Below are 17,394 nucleotides of genomic sequence, written 5' to 3' on the forward strand. Positions count from 1 at the left end.
TCTTACCCCGGTCACATACTTTTGTATGCTCCCGGGGATGCGAAAACTTGCCGCCTTCCCCCAGCACGAATTATTTAGCGCATTCCGTTTACGTTTTTAATTAAAAAAACCAAATACACCCTCTGTAAATTACAGGGCATGGTGAGCGGCTTCGCTATGCCCAAAATCTGGAGACAGATTGCGATGGATATTCCAGTTACTGCTACAAAAACCGGGCGTCGTCGTTACCTGACGCTGATCATGATCTTTATTACCGTGGTCATCTGTTATGTCGACCGCGCCAACCTCGCCGTGGCCTCGGCCCATATTCAGGAAGAGTTTGGCATCACCAAAGCGGAAATGGGCTACGTCTTCTCGGCGTTTGCCTGGCTGTATACGCTCTGCCAGATCCCCGGCGGCTGGTTCCTTGACCGCGTGGGGTCACGTCTGACCTACTTTATCGCTATTTTGGGCTGGTCCGTGGCGACCCTGTTCCAGGGCTTCGCCACCGGGCTGATGTCGCTGATAGGCCTGCGCGCCATCACCGGGGTGTTTGAAGCGCCCGCGTTCCCGACCAACAACCGCATGGTGACCAGCTGGTTCCCTGAACACGAACGTGCTTCCGCTGTTGGTTTTTACACCTCCGGGCAGTTTGTTGGTCTGGCGTTTCTGACGCCGCTGTTAATCTGGATCCAGGAGCTGCTGAGCTGGCACTGGGTGTTCATCGTCACCGGCGGGATCGGCATTATCTGGTCGTTAATCTGGTTTAAGGTCTATCAGCCGCCGCGTCTGACCAAAAGCATCACCAAAGCCGAACTGGACTACATCCGCGACGGCGGCGGTCTGGTGGACGGCGATGCGCCAGTGAAAAAAGAGGCGCGCCAGCCGCTGACCAGAGCGGACTGGAAGCTGGTCTTCCACCGTAAGCTGGTGGGCGTATATCTGGGCCAGTTCGCGGTGACCTCCACGCTGTGGTTCTTCCTCACCTGGTTCCCGAACTATCTGACCCAGGAAAAAGGTATTACCGCGCTGAAGGCGGGCTTTATGACCACCGTTCCCTTCCTTGCGGCGTTTTTCGGCGTGCTGCTCTCGGGCTGGCTGGCGGATAAGCTGGTGAAAAAAGGCTTCTCACTGGGGGTTGCGCGTAAAACGCCGATTATCTGCGGACTGCTGATCTCTACCTGCATCATGGGAGCGAACTACACCAACGATCCAGTGTGGATCATGACCCTGATGGCGGTAGCGTTCTTCGGGAACGGTTTTGCCTCCATCACCTGGTCGCTGGTGTCGTCCCTGGCACCGATGCGGCTGATTGGCCTGACCGGTGGCGTGTTTAACTTCGTTGGCGGCCTGGGCGGGATCACCGTGCCGCTGGTCATCGGTTACCTGGCGCAGGACTACGGCTTTGGTCCGGCGCTGGTGTATATCTCTGCCGTGGCGCTGATCGGCGCGCTCTCCTACATCCTGCTGGTAGGTGACGTGAAACGAGTAGGCTAATCCCTTCGGATGTTTTACCCTGATGCGATAACCGCGCATCAGGGTATTTTCATGAAACAAATCACCTTCGCTTCCCGCAACCACCAGCTCACCAACATCAACATCTGGACGCCAGACAGCCAGTGGCTTGTCTATGATGTCCGCCCGTCCGGCGCGTCGTTTACCGGTAAAACCATTGAGCGGGTCAATGTCATTACGGGCGAGGTTGAGGTGATCTACCGTGCGACTGACGGCGCGCATGTCGGCGTGGTGACCGTTCATCCTGCCGGGGAGAAATATGTTTTTATCCACGGCCCGAAAAACCCGGATGCAGACTGGCAGTATGATTTTCACCATCGTCAGGGAGTGATTGCGCACAACGGCCAGGTGAGCAATCTTGATGCGATGGATATCACCGCGCCTTACACGGCGGGGGCGCTGCGTGGCGGCAGCCACGTTCACGTTTTTAGCCCGAACGGGCAGTTCGTCAGCTTTACCTACAACGACCATGTACTGCACGCGCGCGATCCGCAGCTGGATTTGCGTAACGTCGGGGTGGCGGCGCCTTTTGGTCCGGTAAACCCACAGGGGAACCATCCGCGGGAATATGCCGGAACCTTCTGGAGCGTACTGGTAAGCCGGACAACGCCGAACCCGCAACCGGGCAGCGATGAGATTAACCGCGCCTATGAAGAGGGCTGGGTGGGCAACGACAGGCTGGCGTTTATCGGCGATACGGTGTCTGCGAAAGGCGAGAAAGTGCCCGAACTGTTTATTGTGGACCTTCCCAAGGACGAGCAGGGCTGGAAACGGGCGGGCGATGCGCCGTTGCAGGGGACGCCGGATACAATGCCCGCGCCGCCTGCGGGCGTCATGCAACGCCGCCTTACCTTCACCCATCAGAAGGCGCATCCGGGGCTGGTGAACGTGCCGCGCCACTGGGTGCGTAGCAATCCACAGGGGACGCAGATTGCGTTTTTAATGCGGGACGATAACGGCATTGTGCAGCTGTGGCTTATCTCCCCTGAAGGCGGTGAGCCGCGTCAGTTGACCCACGCTGAGAGTGATATTCAGTCGTCCTTTAACTGGCATCCTTCCGGCAACGGGCTGGGATTTGTGCTTGCAGGCCGCATTGCCTGCTGCGATGCGCAGACCGGAAAGGTGACGTTTTTGACGTCCGATCATGGCAACCCGCCGTCTGCTGACGCTGTGGTGTTTTCCCCGGACGGACGTTTTGTTGCGTGGATGGAAGAGAAGGACGGTTTCCGCCAGCTGTGGCTAACGGAAACCGCACAGAATTAGCGCGGGGTCATCTCTGCGGGCGGGATGACGGAGTTAGTCGCCAGCGTCTCCTGCTCGCTTTTCTCAACGCGCGAACGCACTGAGCTGTCGGTGCGGAACATATCCCACGGCAGCAGAAGCGTATCGGCAACCGCCGTAAACGGCATATCAAGAATCGCCAGAGATTTGGTACCCCAGTTTGTCTCATCATCAGAGATCATGGCGGCACTGGCGCGCGTCCCCGGATATGTTCCTTCTTTACCGCCGGTGTGCGACATCACGCTCGAACACCCGCAAAGTAAAACAACCCCGCTGAACGTCGCCAGCTTAATCAGAACATTTCTCATCATCACTCAGTCATCATTAGTAGCACGGCATTGACCTGCAACTCAGGGTTATAGCGAGGCGCGTCCAAAATGGATAGCTCAAAACTCCCGCACTGTGGTCGCCATCGCAATTTAACCCTTTGTGCTGTGCCCCTGAGTCTATGCGACAACCAGCAAAGTGCAAAAAAATCTCACATCAACAGGCTTGAAAAGGCCGTATCCAGACCCATTTTAAGAATGTAACCCGATAACGGACACGCCTGATGGGTGTTCGGGGAAGCAGAAGCCTGTCCATGGTGGAAGGCTACATTTTCTCGCTGATTCCAGGAGTTTTTATCTATGCGTAATTTCGATCTCTCTCCGCTATACCGTTCTGCCATTGGTTTTGATCGTCTGTTCAACCACTTAGAAAACAACCAGAGCCAGAGCAACGGCTATCCTCCTTACAACGTTGAATTGGTTGACGAAAACCACTATCGCATTGCGATTGCTGTCGCCGGTTTCGCAGAGAGCGAACTGGAGATCACCGCGCAGGACAATCTGCTGGTGGTGAAAGGCTCCCATGCGGGCGAGCAGAAAGAACGAACCTACCTCTACCAGGGCATCGCAGAGCGCAACTTTGAACGCAAGTTCCAGCTGGCTGAGAACATCCACGTCAAGGGCGCGAACCTGGTGAACGGCCTGTTGTTTATCGAACTGGAACGTGTGATTCCGGAAGAGAAAAAACCGCGTCGTATCGAAATCAATTAATTAAGCGGGTCGCGGCTGCGGCCCACCTGAAATTGCTTGCCGTAAAGGGAGCATATGCGAATCCGTAAGGGTTTGCAGGTACAACTGCGCACAAAAATAAACTGTGCCGAACTCGCTTCTCAGAAGGAGATTTAGTATGCGTAACTATGATTTTTCCCCCCTGCTGCGTCAGTGGATCGGTTTTGACAAACTGGCTAACGCGCTGCAAAGCGCAACCGAACAGCAGACGTTTCCGCCGTACAACATCGAAAAAAGCGATGATAACCACTACCGCATCACGCTTGCGCTGGCCGGGTTTCGTCAGGAAGATCTCGACATCCAGCTTGAGGGTACGCGCCTGACCGTTAAAGGGTCACCGGAAAAACCTGACACCGAGACCAAATGGTTGCATCAGGGGCTTGTCACTCAGCCGTTTAGCCTGAGCTTTACCCTGGCAGACCATATGGAAGTTTCTGGCGCGACGTTCACTAACGGGCTGCTGAATATTGACCTCACCCGTAACGTGCCGGAAGCTATCGCGCCGCAGCGCATCGCCATTAGCGACAGGCCGGCGTTAAACAGTTAACAAACCCGCCGAAACTGTAGATCGGGTTAGGCGCAGCCGCCACCCGACAACGCTCACAGACCGCACAAGGCCCTGCCCCGGCAGGGCTTTTTTGTGCGCCATCGCCCATACAACCGCCGCCAGCTCTGAGAGAATCCTTGATATAACTAAGGTTATGCACAGGATGTGGAACATGAGTGATATCGCGTTAACCGTCAGCGTGTTGGCCCTTGTCGCGGTAGTGGGGCTATGGCTGGGGAATATCAAAATCCGCGGCGTCGGGTTTGGGATTGGCGGGGTGCTTTTCGGCGGGATTTTTGTCGGCCATTTTGCCGACCAGCTTGGGTGGGTGCTCAGCGCCGATATGCTGCATTTCATCCAGGAGTTCGGCCTGATCCTCTTTGTGTATACCATCGGTATTCAGGTGGGGCCGGGCTTCTTCGCTTCCCTGCGCGTCTCCGGTTTACGCCTTAATCTCTTTGCCTTCGGCATCGTCGTGATGGGTGGGCTGGTCACCGCCATTCTGCACAAACTCTTCGCTATTCCGCTGCCCGTCGTGCTGGGCATCTTCTCCGGCGCCGTAACCAATACGCCCGCGCTCGGGGCGGGCCAGCAAATTCTGCGCGATCTGGGTATCCCTGCTGATGTCGTCGATCAGATGGGGATGAGCTACGCCATGGCCTATCCGTTTGGCATTTGCGGTATTTTGCTCTCCATGTGGCTGGTGCGCGTGCTGTTCCGCATTAACGTCGAGCAGGAGGCGAAAGAGCATGAAAGCACGCTGACCAACGGCCATGCGCTTATTAAAACCATCAACATTCGCGTCGAAAACCCCAACCTGAATAATATGGCGATACAGGATGTCCCCATTCTGAACAGCGCGACCATTATCTGTTCACGCCTGAAACGTGACGACACGCTGATGGTGCCTTCACCTGACACCCTCATTCAGCACGGCGATCTCCTGCATCTGGTAGGGCAACCGGCGGATTTAAACAATGCCCGGCTGGTGATTGGTCAGGAGGTGGATACCTCGCTCTCAACCCGTGGAACGGACATGCGCGTGGAGCGCGTGGTAGTGACCAATGAGAAGGTCCTGGGCAAGAAAATACGCGATTTGCAGGTTAAAGAGCGTTATGACGTGGTGATCTCCCGGCTTAACCGCGCCGGTGTCGAGCTGGTGGCCAGCCAGGATGCCAGCCTGCAATTCGGTGATATTCTCAACCTCGTCGGGCGTCCTTCATCCATTGATGCCGTAGCGGACATGGTGGGCAACGCCCAGCAAAAACTCCAGCAGGTGCAGATGCTGCCGGTCTTTATCGGCGTCGGGCTTGGCGTCATGCTTGGCTCCATCCCCCTGTACGTGCCCGGCTTCCCGGTAGCACTGAAGCTGGGGCTGGCAGGCGGGCCGCTCATTATGGCGCTGATCCTCGGGCGTATCGGCTCCATCGGTAAGCTCTACTGGTTTATGCCGCCGAGCGCTAACCTGGCGCTGCGGGAGTTGGGCATCGTGCTGTTTCTGGCGGTGGTGGGGCTGAAATCCGGCGGTGATTTTGTCGATACCCTGGTTAACGGCGAAGGGATGAGCTGGGTAGGCTACGGCATATTCATTACCGCCATCCCGCTGATAACGGTCGGATTACTGGCGCGTATGTTCGCTAAAATGAACTATCTCACGCTGTGCGGCATGCTGGCCGGTTCCATGACCGATCCGCCCGCGCTGGCGTTCGCCAATAACCTGCACGCCACCAGCGGCGCGGCGGCGTTGTCCTACGCCACGGTCTATCCGCTGGTGATGTTTTTGCGCATTATCACCCCGCAACTACTGGCGGTGCTGTTCTGGGGGATGGGCTAATAAGTCTTCCGGGTGGATACGCCGCAGATGGTAGTCCACCTGGTAATCGCTGGTGTTCCGGAACATCACGGAATAGTTGAGGAACTCGCCGCTGTCGCTGTAGGAAAGAGAGGTGATGCGCAGCAGCGGCGTCTGTTCCGGCAGATTCATATAACCGGCCAGCTGTTTATCTGCCAGCACTGGCGTCAGGCTCTCGTAGTTGCCGCTAATGGTGATCCCGCACTCCTTCTCGATGTAATCAAACTTAGACCCTTCGAGATGCGCCAGGGAAAGATTGCGGAACAGCTTCACCGGCATAAAGCTGTCCTCCAGCATCAGCGGTTTTCCGTCCACGTAACGCACCCGCCTTGAAAAATAGATCCGCTCATCAACCTGAATCCGCAGCTGGCTGGCGATGGCGGGCGGCGCGGGCATCACTTCAAACTGCAACACCTTGCTCTGCACTTCTTTCCCCTGCTGGCGCAGTACCTCCACCAGCCCGGTCAGGTTAGTCGTTTCATGATGAACGTCTTTGCGCGCCACGAACGTCCCGCTGCCGTGTCGACGTTCAACCAGCCCCCAGCTTACCAGCAGATCCAATGCCTTGCGGATGGTCATCCGGGCTACGCCAAACTCCTTTGCCAGCGCTTTTTCGCCGGGTAACGGGCTGCCAATGTTGTAGTCCGACGAATTGAGCCGTAGCCGCAATCTGTCGGCAATAGATTTGTAGATCACCTGTAGACCTCTGCTCGCCCGTTATGGCGTGGATTACGTCTTAACTTGTCCATATTTGCTATCAAAAGTAGACCTGATTGGTCAAATTAAAACCATGAATGCGATCACGAATCGCAGCGGCACGCCATGTTCCCGCATCAGTAACTTCTTATGCTCACCTCAGGCCAGTAAAAAATCATAAAGGCCTCTACCCCTACAGGTTGTTTCATGAGGATTTAAAAATGCTCAGTCAAATACAACGTTTTGGCGGCGCCATGTTCACCCCGGTTTTACTGTTTCCCTTTGCCGGGATCGTGGTCGGGATCGCCATCATGCTTCGCAACCCGCTGTTTGTCGGCGAAGCTTTAACGGCCCCCGATCATCTGTTCGCGCAGATTGTTCACATCATCGAAGAGGGCGGCTGGGCGGTGTTCCGCAATATGCCGCTGATTTTTGCTGTCGGCTTACCGATTGGCCTGGCAAAGCAGGCGCAGGGCCGCGCCTGTCTGGCGGTGCTGATTAGCTTTCTGACCTGGAACTACTTTATCAACGCGATGGGGATGACCTGGGGTCACTTCTTTGGCGTCGACTTCTCTGCTGAACCCACTGCTGGCAGCGGGCTGGCGATGATTGCCGGAATCAAAACGCTTGATACCAGCATCATCGGGGCGATTATCATTTCCGGGCTCGTCACCGCCATCCATAACCGATTTTTCGACAAGCCGTTGCCAGTCTTCCTGGGGATTTTCCAGGGCACCTCGTTTGTCGTTATCCTCGCGTTCTTCGTGATGATCCCCTGCGCCTGGCTGACGCTGCTGGGCTGGCCGAAAGTGCAGATGGGCATTGAGTCCCTGCAGGCGTTCCTGCGCTCTGCCGGTGCGCTCGGCGTATGGGTCTATACCTTCCTGGAACGCATTCTGATCCCAACCGGATTGCACCACTTTGTCTACGGTCCGTTTATCTTCGGCCCGGCGGCGGTAGAGGGCGGCATTCAGGTTTACTGGGCGCAGCACCTGCAGGAATTCAGCCAGAGCACTGTGCCACTGAAAACACTGTTCCCTGAAGGCGGCTTCGCCCTGCACGGCAATTCGAAAGTGTTTGGCTCGGTCGGGATTGCGCTGGCGATCTGGTACACCGCGTCGCCGGAAAACCGCGTCAAGGTTGCGGGGCTGCTGGTTCCGGCCACGCTTACCGCCGTGCTGGTGGGTATTACCGAACCGCTGGAGTTCACCTTCCTGTTTATCTCGCCGTTGCTGTTTGCTATCCACGCCGTGCTGGCCGCAACGATGGCGACGGTGATGTATACCTTCGGGGTGGTGGGGAACATGGGGGGCGGTCTGCTGGACCAGTTCCTGCCGCAAAACTGGATCCCGATGTTCCATAACCACGCCTCGACGGTATTCACCCAGATTGGCATCGGCCTCTGCTTCACCGCTCTCTATTTCGTGGTCTTCAGGACGCTTATCGAACGTCTGAATCTAAAAACGCCGGGCCGGGAAGAGAGCGAAATCAAGCTCTACAGCAAGGCCGACTATAAGGCGGCGCGTGGGCAAACCACCGCCCCGGCAGCAGCCAGCCAGCAGGTCGGACAGGCCGCTGGGTTCTTACAGGCGCTCGGCGGCGCAGCAAATATCGAAAGTATCAATAACTGCGCCACCCGCCTGCGTATCGCCCTGGTGGATATGACGAAAACCCAAAGCGACGACGTCTTCAAAGCCCTGGGCGCACACGGTGTGGTGCGGCGCGGCAACGGCATTCAGGTGATTGTCGGTCTGCACGTTCCTCAGGTGCGCGACCAGCTGGAATCGCTGATGAAAATCCCTTTAACAAACGAACAAACCACTCTGACAGAGGCTATATCATGAAAAAATTCTCAGTTGTTATTGCAGGCGGCGGCAGTACATTCACGCCTGGTATCGTCCTGATGCTGTTAGCCAACCGTGACCGTTTCCCGCTGCGTGCGCTGAAGTTCTATGACAATGACGGAGCACGTCAGGAGGTTATCGCCGAGGCGTGCAAAATCATCCTCAGGGAGCAGGCGCCTGAGATTGAATTTAGTTACACCACCGATCCGAAAGCAGCCTTTACCGATGTGGATTTCGTGATGGCGCATATTCGCGTGGGCAAATACCCGATGCGTGAAAAAGATGAAAAAATCCCGCTGCGCCACGGCGTGCTGGGCCAGGAAACGTGCGGGCCGGGCGGCATCTCCTACGGCATGCGCTCCATCGGCGGCGTGCTTGAGCTGGTAGATTATATGGAGCAGTACTCCCCGAACGCGTGGATGCTGAACTACTCCAACCCGGCGGCGATTGTCGCGGAAGCCACGCGCCGCCTGCGTCCGAACGCGAAAATCCTCAACATCTGCGACATGCCGATCGGCATTGAAGGCCGTATGGCGCAAATCGTCGGCCTGAAAGACCGCAAAGAGATGCGCGTGCGCTACTACGGTCTGAACCACTTCGGCTGGTGGACGTCGATTGAAGATCTGAACGGAAACGATCTGATGCCGAAACTGCGCGAATACGTGGCGAAAAACGGTTATGTTCCGCCTTCGGAAGATGTGCATACTGAAGCGAGCTGGAACGATACCTTCGCCAAGGCCAAAGACGTACAGGCGCTGGATCCGGACACCATGCCGAACACCTACCTGAAGTATTACCTGTTCCCGGACTATGTGGTCGCCCATTCCAACCCGGAGCGTACCCGCGCCAATGAAGTGATGGATTACCGTGAGAAGCATGTATTCAGTTCATGCCGGGCGATTATCGAAGCCGGTCATTCTTCTGCCGGTGAACTGGAAATCGACGAACATGCATCGTACATCGTCGATCTGGCGACCGCGATTGCCTTTAATACCCAGGAACGCATGTTGCTGATTGTGCCTAACAATGGGGCTATCCATAATTTTGACGCCGACGCGATGGTAGAAATTCCGTGTCTGGTCGGCCACAACGGACCGGAGCCGCTGACCGTGGGTGATATTCCGCACTTCCAGAAAGGGCTCATGAGCCAGCAGGTGGCGGTGGAAAAACTGGTGGTGGACGCCTGGGAGCAGCGCTCGTATCAGAAACTCTGGCAGGCGATTACCCTGTCGAAAACCGTACCGAGCGCATCGGTGGCGAAGGCGATTCTGGACGATCTGATTGAAGCTAATAAGGATTACTGGCCAGAGCTGCACTAATCTTTCTGACCGGCATCGCCAGATGCCGGTCTCCTTGTCCTGGCTGAATTACGCTATGCTGAAGCCTGCATGCTGCACGACAAGGAACCTTCATGAACATTTCCCGCCTCGGTGAAGCGCCGGACTACCGCTTCTCACTGGCTAACGAACGCACGTTCTTAGCGTGGATCCGCACCGCCCTGGGCTTTCTGGCCGCAGGCGTCGGCCTTGATCAGCTCGCCCCCGATTTTGCCACTCCGTTGATTCGCGAAGTGCTGGCCCTGCTGCTGTGCCTGATTGCCGGCGTGCTGGCGATTTATGGCTATCTGCGCTGGCTGAGAAATGAAAAAGCGATGCGTCTGAAGCAGGATCTCCCCTACACGCGCGGTTTGCTCATCATCAGTACGATTTTGCTGATGGTTGCGGGCGTAGTGATGTTACTGGTGCTGTATGCCGGATAGCCGCAAAGCGCGGCGGGAAGCGGACCCCGGGCTTCAGCCGGAGCGAACCTCGCTGGCCTGGCTGCGCACGCTGCTGGGGTATGGTGCGTTGATCGCGCTTGCCATTAAGCACAACTGGCACCGCACGGGGGCGCCATTCTGGATCTCCATTGTTGTGCTGGCGCTGGTAGCCATCATTTTATGGCGCTACACCCGCAGCCGTAACCTGATGGACGTGGCGCAGAGCGACTTTGTACAGCCGAAGGCGGTGCGGGATAAGTTCCTTATCGCCCTGGCCGTGCTGTCGCTGTCACTGCTGTTTGCGGTCACCCACATTCAACAAATTTTGCACCTGTAGGCCGGGTAAGGCGCAGCCGCCACCCGGCATATTTACTTCCCTTTCGCTAAATATTTCGCCATCTCGTCTTCCGGCACCATGCCGCCGCCGGTCGCCCAGACCAGGTGTGTAGTGTTAGCATTCGCCGTTATGCGTACCGGCCCGGCCATCCCCGCCAGCGCCGACGGCTCCAGACAAATGCCTTCTTCCTGCGCCAGCCAGCCGAGCAGGTCGTACATGCTTTGATCGGCGAGGGTATAGAACCCGTCAAGCAGACGCTCCATCGCGCGGCCCACGAAGCCAGACGCGCGACCTACCGCCAGACCGTCCGCCGCCGTCACGTTATCAATACCCAGATCCTGCACGGCGATTTCATCGTGCAGCCCGGTGTAAACGCCCAGCAGCATGCACGGGGAGTGCGTGGGCTCGGCGAAGAAACAGTGGACGTTATCGCCAAAGGCCAGCTTCAGGCCAAACGCTACGCCGCCGGGGCCGCCGCCGACGCCGCACGGCAGATAGACATTCAACGGATGCTCAGCATCCACCGCGCGCCCCTGCGCGGCAAACTGCGCTTTCAGGCGCTCACCTGCAACCGCGTAGCCCAGGAACAGCGTGCGTGAGTTCTCATCGTCAATAAAGAAACAGTTTGGATCGCTTTCCGCCGCTTTGCGCCCTTGCTCCACCGCCACGCCATAATCCTGCTCATATTCCACGACGATCACGCCGTGGCTGCGCAGTTTGGCTTTCTTCCACTCGCGGGCGTCGGCGGACATATGCACCGTGACCTTAAAGCCGATGCGCGCGCTCATAATGCCGATGGACATCCCCAGGTTGCCGGTTGAACCCACCGCGATGCTGTACTGGCTGAAGAAGGCTTTAAAGCGTGGCTCCAGCAGGATACTGTAATCATCTTCAACGCTCAGCAACCGGGCTTCCAGCGCCAGTTTTTCCGCGTGGGCCAGCACTTCATAGATACCGCCGCGCGCTTTAATGGAGCCGGAAATCGGCAGATGGCTGTCTTTTTTCAGCAGCAGCGTGCCTGGAATGGCCTTGCCGGACTCTTTCTCCAGCCGCTTTTGCATCGCCGGGATAGCGACCAGTTCGGATTCAATAATCCCGCCCGTTGCCGCCGTTTCCGGGAAGGCTTTCGCCAGATACGGCTCGAAGCGTTTCAGGCGCGCATGCGCGTCGTCCACGTCGGCTTTGGTCAGCCCGACATATGGCAACCCTTCCGCTAGCGTCGTGGTGTTCGGATTAAGCCAGGTGATCTCTTTCAGGGCAATCAAATCCGCCAGCAGCGGAAACCGGTCAATGAGGCCGGTCAGGTCAGTCGTTTTCATAATCTGTCTCAGAATTTAGTTCGTTTTGACTCTACACCAATTGTGAAAAAGCATGCTAAATACAGAGTAAAGCATTTGATTATTTGCAAGGGGCGTCGTGTTAAAGCCGTTAATTGTCACCGTGTTAGCGCTCGCTTCCAGCTGGGCCTGTGCCGCTGAGCCACCCCTGACGGCTGCCCGTTACGCGCAGATGTTGGGCGTCGGAATGGATGTCGACTGGGCCCGCACCGAGCGCGGTATACGCGAATTCGACCCGTTGGTGGTCCGTGATTTCCAGGCGAAAGGCATACATCATGTCCGTATTCGGGTGGCGGGCGAACCGACGGAAGCGCGGTTGATTCACCTGCGTAAGCTGGTGGAGGCTTGCGAGCAATACGGCGTCATCCCCATCATCGCTTATCAGGCCGATGAATATAAAAACGACCCGAAAGCGGATACCGAAAAAGCGGTGATCAACTGGTGGATTGCCGTGGCGCACTATTTTGGTCAGCGCTCGCCGTTGCTGGGATTTGACCTGATCTACGAACCGGCGGACAAGCTCAACCACAACGTTGCTTCGCTCAACCGGGTGTATGAGAAAGCGATCAAAGACATTCACGCCATTGATGCCAGCCGCATGATTTTTATCGCCCCTCGTCTGCGCGCCGCGCCGGAGGATTTATCCAGCCTGAAGCTGCCCGCACACAGCCAGAATTACCTGCTGGCGGAATGGCATATTTTCCCCTGGGGTCCGCTGAAAACGAACGGCAAATACCCGTGGACGTCCGGAACCGCGGCTGAGAAAGCGGCTATCCGTAACCGAATCAATGCCGCGCTGCACTGGCAGCAAAAAACCGGGCACGTTAGCTGGGTCGGGGGCTGGGGCGTGGGGGAGTCAAACCACCTCACGCCAACCGCTTCGCAAATGGCCTTCGCCAACTTTATGGCCTGCGAGCTGCAAAAGGCGAAAATCCCGTATGCGCTTAACGCGGACTTCCAGTTTTACGACGGGGAAGAGGGTGCCTGGCGGCCTGCGCCAGAGCCGTTATTACAGGCGATGATTGCGCCCGTGTGTGAAAAGCCCGGCGAGAAGCCGGGCCATCATGCGGTTAAACCGGCTGTTCGTGATGCGGGACGCGCGACGCCAGCGGCAGCCAGCACAGCAAAATCAGCAGCCCCATCAGGGTCATCAGCAGGCCCAAACTCGCCTGCCCGGTCTGCGGCATCATAGCCGAAAGCCAGGCCAGCGCGCCGGAACCGATATTCTGTAAACCGCCGACCAGCGCGCCTGCCGTGCCCGCGAGGAACGGGAACGGCTCCATTGCGCCGCTGGTGGCGAGCGGGAACAGCATGCCCGCGCCGAAGAAGAACAGCGCCGCCGGGATGAGCAACGTCCAGACCGACATCACGTCAAACAGCCCCGGGATCCACATCATCAGCCCGGCCAGTAGACAGCTGATCACCGACTGCCACATCAGCGTAGAGAAGCGTTTGTTCGGACGTCCGGCGAACCATGCGCCGAAGAACGCCGCCGGGATCGGCAGAATAAACAAAATGCTCACCACCATGCTGCTCAGGCCAAGGCCTGCGCCCAGCAGCACGCCGGAACAGGCTTCAAACACCGCAATGCCCGCCAGGCCGCCGATTAGCATCAACAGATAACAGGTAAAGGACCCATTACCGAACAGCGTTTTGTAGCTGGCGATGAGCTTCGTGCGCGGCGCGTCCTGCGGACGTGTTTCCGGCATCCAGCGCGCCATGCTGAAGGTGACAATAATGCACAGCACCAGCAGGAAGGCGTAACAGGCGCGCCAGGACCAGACGGTGTCCAGCAGACCCCCAATCAGCGGGGCGAGCAGCGGGCTGACCAGAATGCCCATATTTAACAGACTGTTGGCGTGGCGAAGCTGTGTGCCCTGGTACATATCACGCGGCAGGGTACGCGCCATGACCCCGCCGACGCCGGTGCCCACGCCCTGGAGGGCGCTGGCGGCAATCAGGACGGTCAGGCTATGCGTGGTAATGGCAATCACCGTCGCCACCATGAAAATGCTCATGCCCACCAGAATGACCGGACGACGCCCGACGCGATCGGACAGGGGACCATAAACCAGCTGTGAAACGCCATAGGTCAGCAGGTAGGCTGCCATCACGCTCTGTACCGCACCTTCGCGGACGCTCAGATCTTTTGCCATATCGGCAATCGCCGGAATGTAGATGGTTTGCGCCATCTGCCCGACGGCCACCAGTAACACCAGCATCAACAATAAGTTCACGTTCCGTTGCTTTTTCATGTCGCTGAATACTTTTGCCAAAAGAGATAAATAAAGAATAAGTGACTACGCATTCCCATAAATGCGCGAGGAATCTACCACAGAGAGATGACAATTTAAGCATTACTGTGATGAATGACAGAAGGCGTGAAGGCAGGATTTGTAAACAAGATCGGCAACTAATGTTGCCAGCGAATTACGCCAGGCGCAGCAGGACCGCACCGGCTGCAATACCCAGCGCCGCCGCGATGCGCAGGCCCACAACCTTCTCTTTTAAAAGCACAAATGCGATGAATGCGCCGAAGAGAATTGAGGTTTCACGTAGTGCGGCGACCACCGCCAGCGGCGCCTGGGTCATCGCCCAGAGTGCCAGACCGTAAGATCCCATCGTCCCTACGCCGCCGAGCAGCCCTTTTTTCCAGTGCAAGCGCAGATAGGCTGACGCTTCGCGGCGGCGGGCTACCATCGCCCAGCTCAGCAGGCAGAAGCCGTTCATGAAGAAGGTCCAGAGCGTGTAGCCCAGCGCCGAGTCTGATAACCGCACGCCGGTGCCGTCCACCAGCGTATACCCGGCGATAAAACAGGCGTTCAGCAGCGCCAGCCAGATCCCCTTGCGCGACTGCATGCGGCCATTCATCGCCATGGCCAGAATTGACAGGCAAATGACGCCGATACCGGACCAGGCAAGCCAGGAGAGGTGGTCGCCAAGCGCCAGCACACTGATCAGCGCCACCAGCAGCGGGGCGGTACCGCGCATCAGCGGATAGGTCTGGCTCATGTCGGAGACCTGATAGGTTTTTGCCACCAGTACCGTATACACCACCTGTAACGCGCAGGAGACGAACAAATAAGGCCAGCTTGCAGCCGTCGGCTGGGGAGAGAAAGGCAGTAAAATCAGGGCAATAAGCGCGGCTGAACCGCTAACGCCGATCGCAGAGTAGAGCTTGTCCGTTCCGGCCTTAACGATGGCGTTCCAGCTGGCATGCAGCAGTGCGGCGAACAGTAAAATGCAGAAAACGGTGATGGACATGGCGGATCGGTTGGTGAAATGTCATCCAACTGTAACATTCCCCCGTCGAGGCTGCCAGCCGCTTACACTGCGCAAAAAAGGCGGTGCGTCACCCGGGGCTCGTCTGACACCAGCCTGAAGCCCGCCCGATGATAAAATCCGTACGCGGTTTCCGGCGCATGGGTATTAAGAAAATCAAACCAGATGCTGGCATCCGCCATCACCACGGTCAAAAGTTGTTTTCCAATCCCCAGCCCACGGCACTTTTCGCTGACGTAGAGATGACGAATACGTCCGGCGCGCGGCTGCTGGCTGAATGGATCGCGATTTAGACCGCACACGCCCACCAGCCTGCCGTTAAGAAACGCCCCCAGCAGCTTTTCACCCGGCGCGTTAAAGCGGTTCTCACCGCGCTGCCAGTTCTCTTCCAGCCTGCGCAGCATATTGAAATTTAACGCGATACTCTCGGCCTTCAGGGCGATATAGCCCGGTTCATCAGGGGTAACAGGCTCAATTAACAGACGCGACATAGCATTCCCTCGTTATTAAAGAGGGGCGGTTGTCCGCCCCTCTCAGGTGCGACTTGAACCTGAATCACTTAACGTATTTCAGGACAGCATCAAGCAGTTGCAATACAGCAACAATGAGTTTGAGGACAAGTATGACCATATCCACGACGCTCATACGCGTCTCCTTTTGGTTAAAAGGAGCACGATGCTGGCGTACCTTTCCGCCGCCTGTGGCCAGCACCTGGATTGACGTAACACAGTGTGCTCACTTCAGGGGTTAAGGCACTGACGGCACCACCCGTTTCAGCCAGGACTTCGTTGCGCCGGTAAACTGCGGCCCCCTCGCTCACTGCGAACACCCTCAGTATAGATAAATACTGTATGCATGAACAGTATTTTATGGACAAATTTTGGAAGGCGATCCATACTCAAAAACGTCAAAATCCGTGCCGGAATTGCGCGTTCGTCTTCGATCGCGTATACTTTTCGCGTTGACGTAACACAGTGTGTTCTGCGGCAACCAACCGCAAAACCCTGATAAAAACCTCGCTTAGGCGGGGTTTTTTGTTTTCTGACGAAGTGAAAATAGTATCCTCCGTTGACTTATTGGCAATAGGTGTTATCGTTGCCATAATGGCAACGGACGCGGCAGGCAAGCAGGATGCATTTAATCTCAATGAAGGCAATTTTGGATGCGGTAAGCCAGTTCCCGCAACACAGAGAAGAGCTTCTCTTTTTAGGACGAGTTATTGAAAAGAGCCACTGCCCGACGCCCGCTGCACTGAGAAAACTTTTCCCAACGCTGGATAACTTCAAGTATCTTGATAAGCATTATGTTATTGATATTGCAAATAACAATCTCAGAGTAGTGGCTCTCATATTCTTTGAAAGCCAAAAGTTTTATGTGCGCCATGTTTTTACTCATAAGGAATATGACCGTTTTACGGAGAAACATCGCACTAAGGGGAAGAAATGATGATCGTCGCTGATGCAATGAAAGCTACGCACGCCCTTGTTGCGGCCGTTCCTTTACTGGGTGAACAGCCGAGCGAGAAAGATTATAAGGATGCGCTTGAGCTGGTTGAGTATCTCCTTATGAACGAGCCCAATAGCCCCTTGCTGGATATTGTTTGCGCCAGAATTAGCCATTACGAAGCTAATCGGCCAGAGATAGTCGCATTACGCAAGGAGATGGAGTCCGTTCCCGTCGGAATTGCAGTTTTGAGAACCTTGATGGATCAATACAATCTGACGATATCGGATTTTAAGGATGAAATTGGTAGTAAATCGATGGTTTCACGGGTTCTGAATGGTCAGAGACAGCTTACTCTGAACCATATTAAAAAGCTGGCGGTCAGATTTGGGGTATCACCTGCGCTATTTATTGAGTGAGTAAAAACCCTTTATTGAGTGTCATCACCCAACAAACGAAACGTGATC

Annotated in this window: 18 protein-coding genes, 1 pseudogene and 1 other annotated feature; of the genes and pseudogenes, 12 read left to right on the forward strand and 7 right to left on the reverse strand. The window is 56.3% G+C overall.

Features of this window, described 5'->3' with window-relative positions:
• Positions 1-138: 138 nt before the first annotated feature.
• Both ACOT0L_RS03425 and ACOT0L_RS03430 read left to right on the forward strand, forming a co-directional pair.
• Positions 139-1,476, forward strand: coding sequence for an MFS transporter (locus ACOT0L_RS03425; protein WP_161177384.1), 1,338 nt, complete (start codon positions 139-141; stop codon positions 1,474-1,476).
• Between the two features lie 51 nt (positions 1,477-1,527).
• Positions 1,528-2,757, forward strand: coding sequence for a DUF3748 domain-containing protein (locus ACOT0L_RS03430; RefSeq protein WP_221765946.1), 1,230 nt, complete (start codon positions 1,528-1,530; stop codon positions 2,755-2,757).
• Here ACOT0L_RS03430 and ACOT0L_RS03435 read toward each other — a convergent pair.
• Positions 2,754-3,086: a YceK/YidQ family lipoprotein gene (locus tag ACOT0L_RS03435; protein WP_032622035.1), complete on the reverse strand. Its 333-nt coding sequence runs from the start codon at positions 3,084-3,086 to the stop codon at positions 2,754-2,756. The genes ACOT0L_RS03430 and ACOT0L_RS03435 overlap by 4 nt on opposite strands.
• 247 nt (positions 3,087-3,333) lie before the next feature.
• Positions 3,334-3,408 (forward strand) — a sequence feature (ROSE (Repression Of Heat Shock gene Expression) occurs in the 5'-region of heat shock genes and acts as an RNA thermometer to modulate expression.).
• Here ACOT0L_RS03435 and ibpA point away from each other — a divergent pair.
• The 3 genes from ibpA to ACOT0L_RS03450 all read left to right on the forward strand — a co-directional run bounded on the left by ibpA (position 3,402) and on the right by ACOT0L_RS03450 (position 6,211).
• Positions 3,402-3,812, forward strand: coding sequence for a small heat shock chaperone IbpA (ibpA, locus tag ACOT0L_RS03440; protein ID WP_003861094.1), 411 nt, complete (start codon positions 3,402-3,404; stop codon positions 3,810-3,812). Its footprint overlaps the feature before it by 7 nt.
• A 136-nt stretch (positions 3,813-3,948) precedes the next feature.
• Complete coding sequence (ibpB, locus tag ACOT0L_RS03445) at positions 3,949-4,377, forward strand: small heat shock chaperone IbpB (RefSeq protein ID WP_022646539.1); 429 nt, start codon at positions 3,949-3,951, stop codon at positions 4,375-4,377.
• A gap of 172 nt (positions 4,378-4,549) precedes the next feature.
• A complete protein-coding gene (locus tag ACOT0L_RS03450) occupies positions 4,550-6,211 on the forward strand; it encodes a putative transporter (protein WP_032626695.1) in 1,662 nt (553 codons plus the stop codon).
• Here the strand turns inward: ACOT0L_RS03450 and ACOT0L_RS03455 are convergent.
• Positions 6,179-6,925, reverse strand: a complete 747-nt coding sequence (locus ACOT0L_RS03455) for a GntR family transcriptional regulator (RefSeq protein ID WP_022646541.1) — start codon at positions 6,923-6,925, stop codon at positions 6,179-6,181. The two genes, ACOT0L_RS03450 and ACOT0L_RS03455, sit on opposite strands and share 33 nt — an antisense overlap.
• Positions 6,926-7,146: 221 nt before the next feature.
• Here ACOT0L_RS03455 and ACOT0L_RS03460 point away from each other — a divergent pair, with 221 nt between their 5' ends.
• The 4 genes from ACOT0L_RS03460 (at position 7,147) to ACOT0L_RS03475 (ending at position 10,865) form a co-directional block, all read left to right on the forward strand.
• A complete protein-coding gene (locus tag ACOT0L_RS03460; protein WP_126291611.1) occupies positions 7,147-8,769 on the forward strand; it encodes an alpha-glucoside-specific PTS transporter subunit IIBC in 1,623 nt (540 codons plus the stop codon).
• Positions 8,766-10,088, forward strand: coding sequence for a 6-phospho-alpha-glucosidase (locus ACOT0L_RS03465; RefSeq protein WP_126502755.1), 1,323 nt, complete (start codon positions 8,766-8,768; stop codon positions 10,086-10,088). The genes ACOT0L_RS03460 and ACOT0L_RS03465 overlap by 4 nt, the downstream gene beginning before the upstream one ends.
• 92 nt (positions 10,089-10,180) lie before the next feature.
• Positions 10,181-10,528: a YidH family protein gene (locus ACOT0L_RS03470; RefSeq protein WP_003861080.1), complete on the forward strand. Its 348-nt coding sequence runs from the start codon at positions 10,181-10,183 to the stop codon at positions 10,526-10,528.
• Complete coding sequence (locus ACOT0L_RS03475; protein ID WP_022646545.1) at positions 10,518-10,865, forward strand: DUF202 domain-containing protein; 348 nt, start codon at positions 10,518-10,520, stop codon at positions 10,863-10,865. Before ACOT0L_RS03470 ends, ACOT0L_RS03475 begins: the two co-directional genes overlap by 11 nt.
• 32 nt (positions 10,866-10,897) lie before the next feature.
• Here ACOT0L_RS03475 and dsdA read toward each other — a convergent pair whose 3' ends face one another.
• Positions 10,898-12,184, reverse strand: coding sequence for a D-serine ammonia-lyase (gene dsdA / locus ACOT0L_RS03480; RefSeq protein ID WP_126502756.1), 1,287 nt, complete (start codon positions 12,182-12,184; stop codon positions 10,898-10,900).
• Between the two features lie 97 nt (positions 12,185-12,281).
• Here dsdA and ACOT0L_RS03485 point away from each other — a divergent pair.
• Positions 12,282-13,367, forward strand: a pseudogene (locus ACOT0L_RS03485) (cellulase family glycosylhydrolase); the annotation flags it as partial.
• On the opposite strand, the gene emrD reads toward ACOT0L_RS03485, so the two are convergent.
• The 4 genes from emrD to tisB form a co-directional block, all read right to left on the reverse strand.
• Positions 13,273-14,457 (reverse strand): multidrug efflux MFS transporter EmrD, encoded by a 1,185-nt coding sequence (gene emrD, locus ACOT0L_RS03490; protein WP_023305143.1) that lies wholly within the window; start codon positions 14,455-14,457, stop codon positions 13,273-13,275. The pseudogene ACOT0L_RS03485 and the gene emrD overlap by 95 nt on opposite strands.
• A gap of 175 nt (positions 14,458-14,632) precedes the next feature.
• Positions 14,633-15,466: a DMT family transporter gene (locus ACOT0L_RS03495; protein WP_023305144.1), complete on the reverse strand. Its 834-nt coding sequence runs from the start codon at positions 15,464-15,466 to the stop codon at positions 14,633-14,635.
• A 62-nt stretch (positions 15,467-15,528) separates the two neighbouring features.
• Entirely contained in the window at positions 15,529-15,975 is a 447-nt protein-coding gene (locus tag ACOT0L_RS03500) for a GNAT family N-acetyltransferase (protein WP_023298965.1), read from the reverse strand.
• Between the two features lie 64 nt (positions 15,976-16,039).
• Positions 16,040-16,129, reverse strand: a complete 90-nt coding sequence (gene tisB, locus ACOT0L_RS03505) for a type I toxin-antitoxin system toxin TisB (RefSeq protein ID WP_022646551.1) — start codon at positions 16,127-16,129, stop codon at positions 16,040-16,042.
• A gap of 486 nt (positions 16,130-16,615) precedes the next feature.
• Between tisB and ACOT0L_RS03510 the strand changes: the two genes are divergently transcribed.
• The gene (locus ACOT0L_RS03510) at positions 16,616-16,930 is read left to right on the forward strand and encodes a type II toxin-antitoxin system HigB family toxin (RefSeq protein WP_023302825.1); all 315 of its coding nucleotides are present in this window, start codon (positions 16,616-16,618) and stop codon (positions 16,928-16,930) included.
• Positions 16,927-17,346, forward strand: coding sequence for a helix-turn-helix domain-containing protein (locus ACOT0L_RS03515; RefSeq protein ID WP_023305145.1), 420 nt, complete (start codon positions 16,927-16,929; stop codon positions 17,344-17,346). The genes ACOT0L_RS03510 and ACOT0L_RS03515 overlap by 4 nt, the downstream gene beginning before the upstream one ends.
• Positions 17,347-17,394 lie beyond the last annotated feature (48 nt).

Source organism: Enterobacter cloacae complex sp. XAL002 (assembly GCF_049236805.1).
Taxonomy (GTDB): Bacteria; Pseudomonadota; Gammaproteobacteria; order Enterobacterales; family Enterobacteriaceae; genus Enterobacter; species Enterobacter intestinihominis.

Coding starts and splice junctions, on each gene's coding strand:
- dsdA (WP_126502756.1), bottom strand. CDS start 12,184: ATGAAAACGACTGACCTGACCGGCCTCATTGACCGGTTTCCGCTGCTG.
- ACOT0L_RS03495 (WP_023305144.1), bottom strand. CDS start 15,466: ATGTCCATCACCGTTTTCTGCATTTTACTGTTCGCCGCACTGCTGCAT.
- ACOT0L_RS03510 (WP_023302825.1), top strand. CDS start 16,616: ATGCATTTAATCTCAATGAAGGCAATTTTGGATGCGGTAAGCCAGTTC.
- ACOT0L_RS03465 (WP_126502755.1), top strand. CDS start 8,766: ATGAAAAAATTCTCAGTTGTTATTGCAGGCGGCGGCAGTACATTCACG.
- ACOT0L_RS03475 (WP_022646545.1), top strand. CDS start 10,518: ATGCCGGATAGCCGCAAAGCGCGGCGGGAAGCGGACCCCGGGCTTCAG.
- ACOT0L_RS03460 (WP_126291611.1), top strand. CDS start 7,147: ATGCTCAGTCAAATACAACGTTTTGGCGGCGCCATGTTCACCCCGGTT.
- ACOT0L_RS03425 (WP_161177384.1), top strand. CDS start 139: ATGGTGAGCGGCTTCGCTATGCCCAAAATCTGGAGACAGATTGCGATG.
- ACOT0L_RS03430 (WP_221765946.1), top strand. CDS start 1,528: ATGAAACAAATCACCTTCGCTTCCCGCAACCACCAGCTCACCAACATC.
- ACOT0L_RS03515 (WP_023305145.1), top strand. CDS start 16,927: ATGATGATCGTCGCTGATGCAATGAAAGCTACGCACGCCCTTGTTGCG.
- tisB (WP_022646551.1), bottom strand. CDS start 16,129: ATGAGCGTCGTGGATATGGTCATACTTGTCCTCAAACTCATTGTTGCT.
- ACOT0L_RS03450 (WP_032626695.1), top strand. CDS start 4,550: ATGAGTGATATCGCGTTAACCGTCAGCGTGTTGGCCCTTGTCGCGGTA.
- ACOT0L_RS03470 (WP_003861080.1), top strand. CDS start 10,181: ATGAACATTTCCCGCCTCGGTGAAGCGCCGGACTACCGCTTCTCACTG.
- ACOT0L_RS03435 (WP_032622035.1), bottom strand. CDS start 3,086: ATGATGAGAAATGTTCTGATTAAGCTGGCGACGTTCAGCGGGGTTGTT.
- ibpB (WP_022646539.1), top strand. CDS start 3,949: ATGCGTAACTATGATTTTTCCCCCCTGCTGCGTCAGTGGATCGGTTTT.
- ACOT0L_RS03500 (WP_023298965.1), bottom strand. CDS start 15,975: ATGTCGCGTCTGTTAATTGAGCCTGTTACCCCTGATGAACCGGGCTAT.
- emrD (WP_023305143.1), bottom strand. CDS start 14,457: ATGAAAAAGCAACGGAACGTGAACTTATTGTTGATGCTGGTGTTACTG.
- ibpA (WP_003861094.1), top strand. CDS start 3,402: ATGCGTAATTTCGATCTCTCTCCGCTATACCGTTCTGCCATTGGTTTT.